The sequence below is a fragment of the Kribbella sp. NPDC000426 genome (assembly GCF_040300265.1).
In the GTDB taxonomy this organism is placed as follows: Bacteria; Actinomycetota; Actinomycetes; order Propionibacteriales; family Kribbellaceae; genus Kribbella.
The window spans coordinates 81,799-94,290 of record NZ_JBEPDK010000007.1; the positions used below are offsets into that span (position 1 = coordinate 81,799).

At 69.3% G+C, this 12,492-nt stretch carries 14 protein-coding genes; 4 read left to right on the top strand and 10 right to left on the bottom strand.

The annotated features are described in order from the left end of the window. Positions 1-4: 4 nt before the first annotated feature. Complete coding sequence (locus ABT313_RS31985) at positions 5-853, bottom strand: SDR family oxidoreductase (RefSeq protein ID WP_350861513.1); 849 nt, start codon at positions 851-853, stop codon at positions 5-7. Positions 854-932: 79 nt separating this feature from the next. Between ABT313_RS31985 and ABT313_RS31990 the strand changes: the two genes are divergently transcribed. After that, positions 933-1,685 carry a TetR/AcrR family transcriptional regulator gene (locus ABT313_RS31990; RefSeq protein ID WP_350861515.1) on the top strand — a complete coding sequence of 251 codons (753 nt, stop codon included), beginning with the start codon at positions 933-935 and terminating at the stop codon, positions 1,683-1,685. Here ABT313_RS31990 and ABT313_RS31995 read toward each other — a convergent pair. The 6 genes from ABT313_RS31995 to ABT313_RS32020 form a co-directional block, all read right to left on the bottom strand. Further along, a complete protein-coding gene (locus ABT313_RS31995; RefSeq protein WP_350861517.1) occupies positions 1,646-2,389 on the bottom strand; it encodes a cobalt-precorrin-6A reductase in 744 nt (247 codons plus the stop codon). The genes ABT313_RS31990 and ABT313_RS31995 overlap by 40 nt on opposite strands. Before the next feature lie 73 nt (positions 2,390-2,462). After that, entirely contained in the window at positions 2,463-3,203 is a 741-nt protein-coding gene (gene cobM / locus ABT313_RS32000; protein ID WP_350861519.1) for a precorrin-4 C(11)-methyltransferase, read from the bottom strand. Beyond that, complete coding sequence (cbiE, locus tag ABT313_RS32005; protein WP_350861521.1) at positions 3,200-4,402, bottom strand: precorrin-6y C5,15-methyltransferase (decarboxylating) subunit CbiE; 1,203 nt, start codon at positions 4,400-4,402, stop codon at positions 3,200-3,202. The genes cobM and cbiE overlap by 4 nt, the downstream gene beginning before the upstream one ends. Further along, positions 4,395-4,772, bottom strand: coding sequence for a pyridoxamine 5'-phosphate oxidase family protein (locus tag ABT313_RS32010; RefSeq protein WP_350861523.1), 378 nt, complete (start codon positions 4,770-4,772; stop codon positions 4,395-4,397). The genes cbiE and ABT313_RS32010 overlap by 8 nt, the downstream gene beginning before the upstream one ends. Before the next feature lie 96 nt (positions 4,773-4,868). Beyond that, entirely contained in the window at positions 4,869-6,467 is a 1,599-nt protein-coding gene (locus ABT313_RS32015) for an ABC transporter permease (protein WP_350861525.1), read from the bottom strand. Then, positions 6,464-7,378, bottom strand: a complete 915-nt coding sequence (locus tag ABT313_RS32020; protein ID WP_350861527.1) for an ABC transporter ATP-binding protein — start codon at positions 7,376-7,378, stop codon at positions 6,464-6,466. The genes ABT313_RS32015 and ABT313_RS32020 overlap by 4 nt, the downstream gene beginning before the upstream one ends. 91 nt (positions 7,379-7,469) lie before the next feature. Between ABT313_RS32020 and ABT313_RS32025 the strand changes: the two genes are divergently transcribed. Beyond that, a complete protein-coding gene (locus ABT313_RS32025; protein WP_350861529.1) occupies positions 7,470-7,970 on the top strand; it encodes a GbsR/MarR family transcriptional regulator in 501 nt (166 codons plus the stop codon). On the opposite strand, the gene ABT313_RS32030 is transcribed toward ABT313_RS32025, so the two are convergent. Continuing rightward, positions 7,967-8,650, bottom strand: coding sequence for an NBR1-Ig-like domain-containing protein (locus ABT313_RS32030; protein ID WP_350861531.1), 684 nt, complete (start codon positions 8,648-8,650; stop codon positions 7,967-7,969). The two genes, ABT313_RS32025 and ABT313_RS32030, sit on opposite strands and share 4 nt — an antisense overlap. A 279-nt stretch (positions 8,651-8,929) precedes the next feature. Here ABT313_RS32030 and ABT313_RS32035 point away from each other — a divergent pair, with 279 nt between their 5' ends. Continuing rightward, positions 8,930-9,613 carry an SH3 domain-containing protein gene (locus tag ABT313_RS32035; protein WP_350861533.1) on the top strand — a complete coding sequence of 228 codons (684 nt, stop codon included), beginning with the start codon at positions 8,930-8,932 and terminating at the stop codon, positions 9,611-9,613. Positions 9,614-9,643: 30 nt separating this feature from the next. Here ABT313_RS32035 and ABT313_RS32040 read toward each other — a convergent pair whose 3' ends face one another. Both ABT313_RS32040 and ABT313_RS32045 read right to left on the bottom strand, forming a co-directional pair. Beyond that, entirely contained in the window at positions 9,644-10,378 is a 735-nt protein-coding gene (locus tag ABT313_RS32040) for an alpha/beta fold hydrolase (protein WP_350861535.1), read from the bottom strand. Positions 10,379-10,407: 29 nt separating this feature from the next. Next, complete coding sequence (locus ABT313_RS32045; RefSeq protein ID WP_350861537.1) at positions 10,408-11,457, bottom strand: LacI family DNA-binding transcriptional regulator; 1,050 nt, start codon at positions 11,455-11,457, stop codon at positions 10,408-10,410. Positions 11,458-11,583: 126 nt separating this feature from the next. Between ABT313_RS32045 and ABT313_RS32050 the strand changes: the two genes are divergently transcribed. Next, positions 11,584-12,486: a carbohydrate ABC transporter permease gene (locus ABT313_RS32050; protein ID WP_350861539.1), complete on the top strand. Its 903-nt coding sequence runs from the start codon at positions 11,584-11,586 to the stop codon at positions 12,484-12,486. Positions 12,487-12,492 lie beyond the last annotated feature (6 nt).

A 12,492-nucleotide genomic window follows, 5' to 3' on the forward strand; every position in this document is an offset into this window, starting at 1 on the left:
GCGCTCAGGTGGTCAGCTCAGTGGTGAGGACCTCGTGGAGTGTTGTTGCGGGGCGGCCCAGGAGTGATGGCAGTGTGGGGTCGACGGCGGCGAACTCGCCGTGTCTGGCTGCCCTGAAGATGCCCAGGGTCAGCTCGACCAGATGGTCCGGCATGCCACGGTCGAGGGCAGCCTGCTTCCACTCTTCGTCCCGCACGGTGACCCGGGTGATCTTCCGACCGGTCAGGTCCGTCGCCATCGCGGCGGCCTCCGCGTAGTCGAAGAGTTCGGGGCCGGTCAGCGCGGGCGTGATGCCGTCCAGCCGGCCAGGTTGGGTGAGTGCGAGAACGGCTGCGTCGACCAGGTCCCGATGTGCGGTCCAGGAGACCGGACCGTCCTCGGGCAGGATCAGCTCCCCTGTCTCCAGGGCGGATCGCAGCATGAGCGTCGTCGTACTCGCGTAGAACCCGTTGCGCAGCGCGGTGAACGGAACGCCGGAATCCACCAGATCCTGCTCGGTGGCGGCGTGCCCGCGGGTCGCTGTGAAAAGCGAGTCCGGGCCGGCGGCCTGGTGGCTGGTGTAGACGATGCGCTCGACACCGACCGCCTTGGCCACGTCGATGGCCACCCGGTGAGGCGCGGGGTCGGCTGGGCCGGAGACGATCATCACCTGACTCGCACCCTCGAACGCGCTCGCGAGCGAGTCCGGGTCGGCGAAGTCTCCGCGGCGTACCCGAATACCCCGGGCCGCCAAGTCGGCGGCCTTCGCAGGGTCGCGGACGCTGGCGCCGAGCTGGTCGGCGGGCATGCGGTCGCCGAGGTGTTCGACGACTGCCCGGCCGAGGCGGCCGGTCGCTCCGGTGACGACGATCATGTGCGACTCCTTGTTATCGGTGATTACAGTTGAACGCTATCACTGTTAACACGAGTGACCAACCGCTACCGTTGGCCGCGTGACGGAGCTCCAGCCGGACGGCACCACCCGCGACGACACCCACGACGACACCCACGACGACACCGTCAGCGGACGTGAGCAGATGCGGGCGCAGATCGTCGAGGTCGCTGCGGGCCTGCTCGCGGCCGGCGGGCGCGATGCGGTGTCGACCCGGGCGGTGGCGGCGGCGGCCGGTACGCAGGCGCCGACGATCTATCGGCTGTTCGGCGACAAGGACGGGCTGCTGGCAGCGGTGCTGGAGTTCGGATTCGCGAAGTACCTCGCGGATAAACCGCCGCTGGATCCAACGGCAGATCCGGTCGCTGACCTGCGGGCCGGGTGGGAGCTGCACATCGGGTTCGGGTTGGCGAATCCCGCATTGTTCCTGCTGATGTACGCCGGTACACCCCCTGGCCGGCGGCCTGCGGCGGCCGAGGCGGGGCTGGCGATCCTGCGGACGCGGATCCGGAACATCGCGGCGGCCGGGCGACTCAGGGTCGACGAGGCATTGGCCGCGGACCTCGTCCACGCGGCCGGTACCGGCGCCGTCCTCGCGCTCCTCGCCGTACCGGAGGAACGTCGCGATCCGCGATTGGCGGACACGATGTTCGACGCGGTGGTCACGGCAATCACCACCAACCAGGTCCAGACCCGCAACACCGGACCGACGACAGCCGCGAACGCGCTACGAGCGCAGCTACCGGACCTCGCGATGCTGACCGACGGCGAACGTCACGTGCTCGACGAATGGCTCAACCGCATCACCCACTGAGCGGCTCCGTCGACGGACTCGACGGTCTCGAGTCCGGCGGGAAGCGGAGGGCGGCGGATGATCAGAGTGGGCAGTTCCAGCTCCCGCGCCGCGGCCAGCTTGGCGGCAGTCTGCGAGCTCCCGCTGTCTTTCGTCACCAGTACGTCGATGCTGTTCTCACGCAACAACCCGATCTCGTCGGCGAGCGCGAACGGACCGCGGGCCAGGATCAACGTGCACCACGTCGGGCGGGGTTCGGGGGCGTCGACGCAGCGGGCGAGTGTCCACAGCCCGGTGGTGGCGAAGGCGTCGAGGCCTTGGCGGCCGATCGTGAGGAAGACCCGCGAGCCGAGAGTCGGCAGCAGGTCGGCGGCCGCGGTGGTCGAGTCGGCCCAGTGCCAGGTGTCGTCGGGACCTCGAGTCCAGCCGGGGCGGCGAAGGACGAGGAGCGGTACGCCGGTGTCGCGGCTCGCGGCGACTGCGTGCGCGGTCATCGTCGCGGCGAACGGGTGCGTGGCGTCGATCATCGCGTCGACCGGGTGATCACGAAGCCAGTCCGCGAGACCGTCCGCGCCGCCGAACCCACCCGTCCGGACCTCGCCGACAGGCTGCCGGGCGTCAGTCGTGCGTCCGGCCAGCGACGACATCACCTCGACGCCGGCGCCGGTCAGCACGCCGGCGAGCTTACGAGCTTCACCGGTGCCGCCGAGCAGCAGAATCTTCATCGCGTCCGACCAGGCGGGCCGGCGTGGCGGTACGACGGCACACTCGCCCCGATGAACCGGACCATGTCCACCGTCATCGCGTCCGGTCGGCCGAGTAGAGGTGGCTGTCGCGGAAGGTCGTTGCCGAGAGCACCTTTCCGACGATGATCACGGCGGTACGGCGAATTTTCGCGGCCTTCACCTGGTCCGCGATGCCGGCCAGGGTTCCGCGCAGGATCACCTCGTCGTCGCGGGACGCGCGGGCGACGACGGCGACCGGGCAGTCGGGGCCGTAGTTCGGGGTGAGTTCGTCGACGACGCGGTCGATCTGCTGGACGGCGAGGTGGAGGACGAGAGTTGCCCGGGCGGCGCCGAGGCTCGGGAGGTCTTCGCCGGCAGGCATCGCGCTCGCGCTGCCGCCGATGCGGGTCAGGATGACGGTTTGGCCGACTTCGGGGACGGTCAGTTCGCGGGCAAGGGTTGCGGCCGCGGCAGCGTAGGCGGGTACCCCGGGCGTCACGTCGTACGGGATCTCGAGAGCGTCGAGGCGGCGCATCTGTTCGGCCATCGCGCTGAAGACGGAGGGGTCGCCGGAGTGCAGGCGGGCGACCTCGTGGCCGGCTGAGTGGGCGGCGGCGAGTTCGGCGACGATCTCGTCGAGGTTCAGCTGAGCGGTGTCGATCTTGCGCGCGCCGGGCGGGCAGTGATCGAGCAGTTCGACGGGGACGAGCGCACCGGCGTACAGGCAGACCGGTGAGGCAGCGATCAGGTCGCGCCCGCGCACGGTGATGAGATCGGCAGCACCCGGACCGGCCCCGATGAAGTGAACGGTCACTTCACCACGCTCCAGATCGTCACCGGCATCGCCGGGCGCCAGCCGGTCATGGTGCCGACGGCGGAGGCGCGTTGCACGGAGAGGCGGACCAGGTCGCCGCCGCGTGACTTGTACCAGTCGGCGAGGAGGGACTCGGTTTCGAGCGTGACACCGTTCGCCACCAGGCGGCCGCCGGGTTTGAGGACGTTCCAGCAGGCGTCGAACATGCCTGCGGCGGTCGCTCCCCCGCCAATGAAGATCGCGTCCGGCGCCTCGAGACCGTCGAGCGCTTCGGGTGCGGCGCCCTCGACGATGACGACCGACGCGCCGAGCGTCGCGGCGTTGCGTTCCAGCCGCTTGGCCCGGTCGAGGTCACGTTCGACGGCGATCGCCCGGCAGGACGGGTGATGGCGCGACCATTCGATCGCGATGCTGCCGGCGCCGCCGCCGACGTCCCACAGCAACTGGCCGGGCACCGGGGCGAGTCGCGACAGCGTGACCGCGCGTACTTCGCGTTTGGTGAGCTGCCCGTCGTTCTCGTAAGCGTCGTCGGGCAACCCGGGTGCCGTGGAGAGAACGGGGCCCTCACACTCGACCGCGATGACGTTGAGCGCATCCACGTCCTCGGACCAACTGGCTGCGGGCGCTGAACGGATCCGTTCGGACGGCCCGCCAAGCTGCTCGAGGACGGTGAATTCGCTGGCTCCGTAGCCACGAGCAACCAGCAACTGGGCGACCTCGGCCGGCGTCTGCGCACCACGGCTGAGGATGAGCAGCAGTCGACCGGGCTGCAGGTGCGGGTGCAGCCGCTCGACCGGATTGGTGACCAGGCTCACCACCTGAACCTGATCCTGCGGCCAGCCGAGGCGGGCACAGGCGAGCGACACGCTCGACGGCTGCGGAATGACGTGTACGGCGTCCGCACCCAGCAGCCGCACGAGCGTCGTACCGATGCCGTGGAAGGTGGGGTCGCCACTGGCGAGCACGCAGATCCGCCGGCCGGCGTACTCCGACAGCAGGCCGGGAAGCGCTTCTGACAAGGGCGAGGGCCAGGCAACCCGCGACGCCCCCGCGGGCCTAGCGGCACCAGTCGGCACCAGACCTAGTTGGCGGGTACTGCCCAGCAGGACCTCGGCCGACTCGATGGCAGCGCGGGCCGCCGGGGCCAGGGCTTCCCAACCGTCGGCGCCGATGCCGACGACCGTGATGGGGTCAGGCATTGCCGAGCACCTTGGTGATGGTGATCTCGATGACTACCCGCTGCGGGTTCACTCGCGGTTCCTTGTAGCGCTTGGCGTAGCGGCGCTCGGCATCACGCACGCGCTCCGGGTCGTCGCTGACGACAGCCCGCCCCTCGATCGTGCTCCAGCGCCGGCCGTCCACCTGCGTTACCGCGACCGCGGCCTCCCCCAACCGCCGGATCGCGCGCGCCTTGTACGACGTACCCGAGCAGATGACCCGGACGAGCCCCGCCTCGACGTCCAGCGTCGCCCCGACAGGCGTCGCATGCACGGTCCCGTCCGCGCGGACGGTACTCAGCACGCACAGGTGCCGCTCGGTCCAGAACTCGGCCACTTGCTCACTCAACACCCAGCGATCGTAGACAAGGCGGCCCGCCCGGTGAGGTGCCGGGCGGGCCGTGGTGCGCTGGACCCCTCAGACCAGCGCAGTCTGTAGCAGCTCAGGTCAGCCGATGTCTCGACGCCGGAAGGTGGCGAAGCCGGCCAGGGTCAGTGCAGCGGCGATCGCGGTCAGCCAGAGGACCGGGGTGACGGAGAAGTCCCCGCCCGGCAGCCGCGGCGTGTGGCCGTACGGGCTGAGGTTGATCATCCACTGCGGCAGGTTGAAGATCTCGCCGAACTGGCCGATCAGCAGGAACACGCCGTACAGGACCCACCCGCCGGTGACGAGCTTCGGCGCGAAGCCGAACAGGATCACGACCAGAGCGGTCACCAGCCAGATCGCCGGCAGTTGTACGGCGGCCGCGCCGAGCATCCGCGGTACCTGGCGACCCATGTTGCCCAGCGACGCGCCGCTCGAGATCCCTGAGCCGAGTCCGGCGATCAGGATCAGTGCGCCGGTCCCGAGCAGTGCCATCAGCACGTGGCTGCCGAGCCAGCGCGACCGGGTGACACCGGTTGCCAGCAGCGGCTCAGCGCGCAGCGCAGTCTCCTCGGAGCGGAGCCGGAGCGCCGCCTGGATGCCGAACGCCGACGCGAGCAGACCCATGACGCCCATCTCCGTCGCCAGGAACGCGTCGGTGATGCCCTCCACGCCACCGAGCTTCTGCACCATCTCCTTGGCGCTGTCGCTGGTGACGAACCCGTCGACGTTGCTGGCGATGTTGCCGACCAGCAAGCCCAGCAGCAGGAACGCGAACCCCCAGGCGAAGAACGAGCCTCGGTGCAGCCGCCAGGCCAGTGCGAGCGGTGAGCGCAGCGACGCGGCCGCCCGCGGCGGACCGGGACGTGGACGAACCAGTCCGGCGCCGAGGTCACGCCGCCGGATCAGTGCGGTCGCAGCAGCGATCAGCACGACCAGGAACACCAGCGGGATCAGCAGTACGACGAACCGGTCACCGGCGTACGCGCGGACCTGTTGCGACCACCCGATCGGCGACAGCCACGACACCCACTGAGTGCTGCCGTCTGCCGACGAGTCACCGATCGCCCGCAGTACATACGCGACGCCGAGGACGACCGCGGTCAGTCCGTTCGCGGCGCGGGCGCTCTCGGTGACCTGCGCGGTCACAGCGCCCACACCGGCGAACGCCAGCCCGGCGCCGGCCCACATCAGCCCGAACGCGAACGAGCCCTTGGTGTCCAGCCCGCTCCCCATCAGAGCCAGTGCGGTGACCAGTCCGAGGACGATGACAGTCCCAGCGGAGACGATCAGCGCAGCGGTCAACGCGGCGTACCGGCCGAGCACTCCGGCGCTCAGCAACTCCAGCCGGCCGCTCTCCTCCTCGGTGCGGGTGTGCCGTACGACGAGGATGCCGGCGAGCAGTCCGACCAACAGTGCACCGAACGCCGTCAGCTTGAACAGCGAGACCTCCCCGAGCGAGGACTCGTCGAAGATGCGGCCGTACAGCGAGACCAGCGCCGGCGACGCGTTCGACGTACGTGCGGCCTCGACCAGCGCGTTCTGGTCGGAGTACAGGTCGATCGACGCCTTGGCCGACCCGGCCGCCGAGATCACGAACACAACGACCCAGATCGGAATCAGCAACCGGTCCCGGCGCAGCGCGAGCCGCACCAGCGTCCCGGTCCCGACGAAGTCGCTCATCGCACAGCCGCCTCAGGCTCAGCCGGTGCGTCGTCCTCATAGTGGCGCAGGAACAGCTCCTCCAGCGTCGGCGGCTGCGCGACCAGGCTCTTGATCCCACTCGCGGACAGCTGCCGCATCACCGCGTCGAGCTGTGCGGTGTCGACCTCGCAGCGCACACGGTTGCCCTCGACATCCAAGTCGTGGACGCCGGGCAGCTGCGCGAGACCGTTCGGCGATCCGGCCAGCTCGGCGTGGATCGACGTACGCGTGAGGTGGCGGAGGTCGGACAGCGTGCCGGTCTCGACCACCTTGCCGCGACGGATGATGCTGACCCGATCGCACAGGGCCTCGACCTCGGACAGGATGTGGCTCGACAGCAGCACGGTGCGGTCCTCGCGCTTGTCCTCCTCGATGACCTGCCGGAACACCTCCTCCATCAGCGGGTCCAGGCCGGAGGTCGGCTCGTCCAGGATCAGCAGCTCGACATTCGACGCGAGCGCCGCGACCAGGGCGACCTTCTGCCGGTTGCCCTTGGAGTACGTCCGGCCCTTCTTGGTCGGGTCGAGATCGAACCGCCGCAGCAGGTCGTCGCGCTTCTTCTCGTCCAGCCCGCCGCGGAGCCGGCCGAGCAGGTCGATCACCTCACCGCCGGTCAGGTTCGGCCAGAGGTTGACGTCGCCGGGGACATAGGCGAGCCGCCGGTGCAGCGTGGCGGCGTCGTGCCAGGGGTCGCCACCGAGCAGCGAGACATCGCCGGCGTCACCCCGCAACAGGCCGAGCAGGACGCGGATGGTGGTGGACTTCCCGGCGCCGTTCGGGCCGAGGAATCCGTGCACCTCACCGGTCGCGACCTCCAGGTCGAGACCGTCGAGCGCGTGCGTACTTCCGTACGACTTGTGTAGTCCAGAGACCACGATGGCTGATGTCATGATTCATAACGTACACTGCGTTCAGAAGATTGTGAATCTTCCTAACGACTTGCTGGCAGCTTCCTGACAAGGCAGAGGGGATGATGGGGCGGTGAGTGCACATCGAGACGACGACGCCGTCAAGCGGTACACCGAGCAGTTCGGCAACCTGCTCGCCGAGACAGGCTGGCCGCGGATGGCGGCCCGGGTGTTCGCCGCGATCCTGTCCAGCGTGTCGGGCCGGATGACCGCCGCCGAGCTGTCCGACCAGCTGCAGGCCAGCCCCGCGGCGGTCTCCGGCGCGGTCAACTACCTGCTGCAGCTGCGCCTGGCCACCCGCGAACGCGAGCCCGGCACCCGCCGCGATGTGTACGTCGTCCAGGACGACGCCTGGTACCAGACGATGATGAGCGAGGACGCGTCCCTGCTGCGCTGGTCGGAATCCCTCCGCAAGGTCCTCGACGCCTCCGGCGACGGCACCGACGCCCACCGCCGCATCCGCATCTCCCTCGGCTTCATCGACTTCATCAGCAGCGAGGTCAAAGGTCTCACCGAACGCTGGATGAAACGCAAAGCGGAACTAGACGCCGAAATCGACGCCGAACTCGCCTAGAGCTCGTAGACGGTGAAGATTGTGCAGAAGATGGGTGGGGACTCCAGGCCGGGGTAGTACAGGCGGCCGGCCTCGTCGGTGATTTTGAAGTACGCCGTGGAGGCGCCTACCTGGGCCGGGGCCTGGAGGGGCATCGTGACGATGACGGTCTCCCCTGGCGCCGCATCGGGGACACGCGAGCGGGACGGCGAGCGGAGCCAGCCGGGGGTGCCGGCGGCGCCTTGGCGGGTCAGCCAGCGGTTGTGCCACGGGCGCTCGCCACTGTTGCGGATCTCCCAGCTCTTCTCGAAAGGCTGACCGCGGCAGACCCGTGTGCCGTCCGGGACGGTCTCCCCCACCAGCTCGGCGCGGTCGTCGGGATGATGGTCGATCGGCACGGATCCGCCGAGCAGGACCGGTTGGACATGGCGTCGCATGTCCCGCTGGGAGACCTCCCGGCCGGCGCGTACGGCGGCGTCGAGCTCCACCAGCTGGTTCACCAGAGACTGGCCGGCGCCGAACGAGGCGTCGTACCACTCGGTGAGCTCGCGGCTGGGCTTGGTGAGGCCGCGCTCGACCCGGGACAGATGGCCCTTGTCCCAGCCGGACGCCGCCGCTGCCCGGCTCAGCGGTACGCCGGCCGCTTCCCGGAGCTCACGCATCCGCGACCCGATCACCAAACGAAGCTGCGCAGGCCTCACACCGCACTCCGATCGTTGCGTACCGCTACGACACCGTAACCCTCCGAATCTCAACTGGTCCAGGAAATCAGCCCCCAACCGGCCCAAGGGCGACGGCCCCGAGCCCCCTACCGTCGAGCATGGGAATCCTTTCGAGCTCGAGGGCGGGGCGCCGTACCCGATCAAAGCCGCTCACCTGCGGCGGTGAGGGTCGTTGCCTACTGCGACAACGGTGGGGCGGTCTGGTTCGCTGTAAATAAGTGTCACTTCGCCAGTCGCCCAGCGAAAAGGACAAACATCATGCGTACCGCCCTCATGCGCATCACTCTCACCACCGTGCTGGCCACCGCCGCCGCCCTCGGCACCGGCACCCTGACCGCCAGCGCCGCGACCGGGACCGTGGTCACCGACAGCGGCCAAGGCGTCGCGATCCGGTCCGGCAACGCGACCAGCTTCGGCTCGGTCGGCACCCAGCCCAACGGACCGGTCGAGATCGACTGCCAGATCTACGGCGAGCCCGTCACCGGCAAGTACGGCCGCAGCCTGGTCTGGGACCACATCCCCGGCAAGGGCTTCATCACCGACTCCTACGTCAACACCGGCAGCAGCGGCCTGGTCGCTCCGCTCTGTACCAGCAATCCGCGCGCCGACGCCGCCATCGCCTGGTACGCCGCCCGCAGCGGCTCGACCGCCTACCAGGGGTACTGCGAGATGGCCGCCGAGAACTCCTACGGCAAGACCGCGATCTGGGCCTCCGCCAAGGCCGACTGGAACGACGCCGTGGCCCGCGGGGTCGCCCATCGCGGTGACCTGAACCCGCCAAAGGGCGCCCTGGTGTTCTGGGACCTGGCCGCGCCGTACGGCCACGTCGGAGTCGCCAAGGGAGACGGCACCTTCTGGGCCACCAGCGTCAGCGGCGCGATCGGCACGCGCGCGCTGCCCTACTTCAACAGCTACCTCGGTTGGGCCTGGCCCAACTTCTGATCGCGAGCACCCGGACGCGCGTTCCGCCCCTCACGCGTCCGGGTGCTCGATGCTGTGCTCGATTCTGGCCAGCCAGTCCGACACCAGTGCGCGGTACGTCGCCAGCCCGGGCCCCGGCAGCAGGTGATCCTCCTGGTCCAGTACGGCGAACGTCGCGCGCGGATAGTCCTCGAGGATCGCCCACGCGTCGGCGTACCCGGCCGTGGTGTCCTGGCGACCGGTCACGATCAGAGTCGGACGCTCGAACCGAGCCGCAGGATCTTCCCGCAAGGCGTACGTCGTGACGTCGCGCCGGATGTGGCCGAGGAACGCGAGGTCCGCGGCGGCCTCAGCCGCGTCGTAGTACTGATGCTGGCGTTCCCGATCCGATGACGGGGCGAGGTGTACGTCGGTCGGCAGCGTGCGGCGAGCGCGGTCGACGACGATGCCCGGGGCCCGCAGCAACAATCCGAGAACGCGGTCCGGGTCGCGCCGCAGGATGCCGCGGGCGTGCAGCCCGCCGGCCGACGTACCGGCCAATGCGAACAGCTCGCCGCCGGACAGGTCGTCGACCAGCGCGGCGAGCGCGTCGAGCATCCCGTCCTGGTCGGTGATCGACGGAACCGCCGGCGACTTCCCGGTGCCGGGCGGGTCGACGTAGATCCGCCGCCAGCCCGCTCGCTCCGCGAACACCGGCTCATGGACGTCTCGACCTTCGCCGGCGTCGCCGCCCCAGCTGGGCAGGAAGAAGAACGGTCGGCCCGCACCGAAAGACTCGTAGTACACGTGCCGACCCTAGCCAGCGCGTCAGCGGCTCATCGAGCCTTTCTCTTGGCAGCAGAATCCGGTGGACGTTCGCCGGACCCGCGCTCGATCAGCCCGCACGGCAGCACGATCCGCTGCGGCGGCCGGGTGTCGGCGCCGGACGCGCGATCGAGCAACAACCGCGCTGCGCTGCGGCCGAGCTCGGCGATGTCGGAGGCAACGACCGTGACCGGCGTCGGCAGCATGTCGGCCAGCCGGAAGTCGTCGAACCCGACGACGGCGGGCTCCCGGCCCAGTTCGCCGAGAGCACGCAGTACGCCCTCGGTGAGGAAGTTGGTCGAGGCGAAGATCGCGGTCGGCGGATCCGGCCGCAGCATCACCTCGCGGGTCGCCTTCTCGGCGGCCTCCGCGTTGCCCTCGGGCAACTGGATGACCAGCGACTCGTCGACGTCGATCCCCGCGGCCCGATGTGCCCGGCGGAACCCGCGCAGCCGGCGGCCGATCGTGTAGTACGACGGGGCCAGGATGATCGCGATCCGCTCGTGCCCCTGCGCCAGCAGGTGCTCGGTGGCGAGCCGGCCGCCGCCCTCGTTGTCGACCATCACGATGTCCGCGTCGATCCCGGTCGCCGGACGGTCGACGAACACGACCGGCACGCCGGCGCCTTCGAGGAACGCGTGATCGCCCTGGTCGGGCACGATCATCAGCCCGGCGACCTGCCGGCTGACCAGCTCCTGGATCGCCCGCTTCTCGCCCTCCGGGTCCTCGTCGACACTGCCCAGTACCACGGCGAACCCGGACTGCCCGGCGATCTCCAGCGACGACTTCGCGATCGTCGCGTAGAACGGGTTGGTCAGGTCGCCCAGCACCAGGGCCAGACTGGTCGACTTCTTGCCCGGCCGGAGCGCCCGCGCGACCTCGTTGCGCTGGAACCCGAGCTCGTCGATCGCGGCCCGGACCCGCTGCGCGGTCTCGTCCCGGACACCGTGCCCGCCGTTCACCACGCGCGACACCGTGCCGAGCCCGACACCGGCCCGTCGGGCGACGTCGATCATCGTCGGCCGGGGGACCTCCGGCTTGGTTGGAAACGTTTCGGACACGGGGTTGACTTCCTTTTCACGACACGGCATCGTCACCCAACAGTAAAACGTTGGAAACGTTACCGTCCAGGAGGTCGGGTGAGTAGTTCGTCTCCGGTGAAAGCGCGGCGGTCCGCGAGGAGCGGGATGAGCCGGAACGCCGGGTCCGACGTGAAGGCGGCGTACCTGTTCATCGCGCCGGCGATGATCGGGTTCTTCGTCTTCGTGGGGTATCCGCTGGTCCGTTCGTTCTACCTTGCGCTGACCAAGTACAACGGGCTGACCGACCCGGTCTTCGTTGGCCTGGGCAACTTCCGCCGGTTGTTCACGACCGACCCGGCGTTCTGGCCGGCGCTGCGGGCGACCGGCTATCTGGTCCTGCTGTACGTCCCGTTGTCGCTGGTCCTCGGGCTGGCGCTGGCGATGTTCTGCAACCAGCGGTTCGCCGGGGTGCGGGTGGTCCGGACGCTGGCGTACCTGCCGGTCGTACTGCCCGCGGTCGCGACGATCACGCTGTGGAAATTCATGCTCGACCCGCAGGTCGGGCTGCTGAACACGTTGCTGGACCGGATCGGGTTGCCGACCAGCCTGTGGTTGCAGAGCCCGAAGATGTCGATGCCCTCGGTCGTGCTGGTGATGCTGTGGGGTGTCGGCGGGACGATGATCATCTTCCTGGCCGCGCTGCAGTCCGTGCCGACCGAGCTGTACGAAGCGGCCCGGGTCGACGGCGCCGGGCCGTGGTCGGTCTTCTTCCGGATCACGATGCCGATGATCAGCCCGATCATCCTGCTCCAGGTGATCCTGCAGACGACGGCCGCGCTGCAGACGTTCAACCAGCCGAAGATCCTGACCGGCGGCGGACCGGGATTCAGCACCAACGTGCTGATGCTCTCGATCTACAACAACGGCTTCCCCACCCTGGGCCGGATCCCGCAGCTCGGGTACGCATCCGCGCAGGTGTGGGTGCTGTTCATCATCATCATCGCCGTGATCGCCCTGACCGCCAAGTTCTCCTCACTCTGGACGTACAGTGACAGCACTTCAGACTGAACCCGC

Bases quoted from the DNA above. Each gene is read 5' to 3' on its own strand.
- ABT313_RS31985 (WP_350861513.1), bottom strand. From the start codon at position 853: ATGATCGTCGTCACCGGAGCGACCGGCCGCCTCGGCCGGGCAGTCGTC.
- ABT313_RS31995 (WP_350861517.1), bottom strand. From the start codon at position 2,389: ATGAAGATTCTGCTGCTCGGCGGCACCGGTGAAGCTCGTAAGCTCGCC.
- cbiE (WP_350861521.1), bottom strand. From the start codon at position 4,402: ATGCCTGACCCCATCACGGTCGTCGGCATCGGCGCCGACGGTTGGGAA.
- ABT313_RS32015 (WP_350861525.1), bottom strand. From the start codon at position 6,467: ATGAGCGACTTCGTCGGGACCGGGACGCTGGTGCGGCTCGCGCTGCGC.
- ABT313_RS32020 (WP_350861527.1), bottom strand. From the start codon at position 7,378: ATGACATCAGCCATCGTGGTCTCTGGACTACACAAGTCGTACGGAAGT.
- ABT313_RS32035 (WP_350861533.1), top strand. From the start codon at position 8,930: ATGCGTACCGCCCTCATGCGCATCACTCTCACCACCGTGCTGGCCACC.
- ABT313_RS32050 (WP_350861539.1), top strand. From the start codon at position 11,584: ATGAGCCGGAACGCCGGGTCCGACGTGAAGGCGGCGTACCTGTTCATC.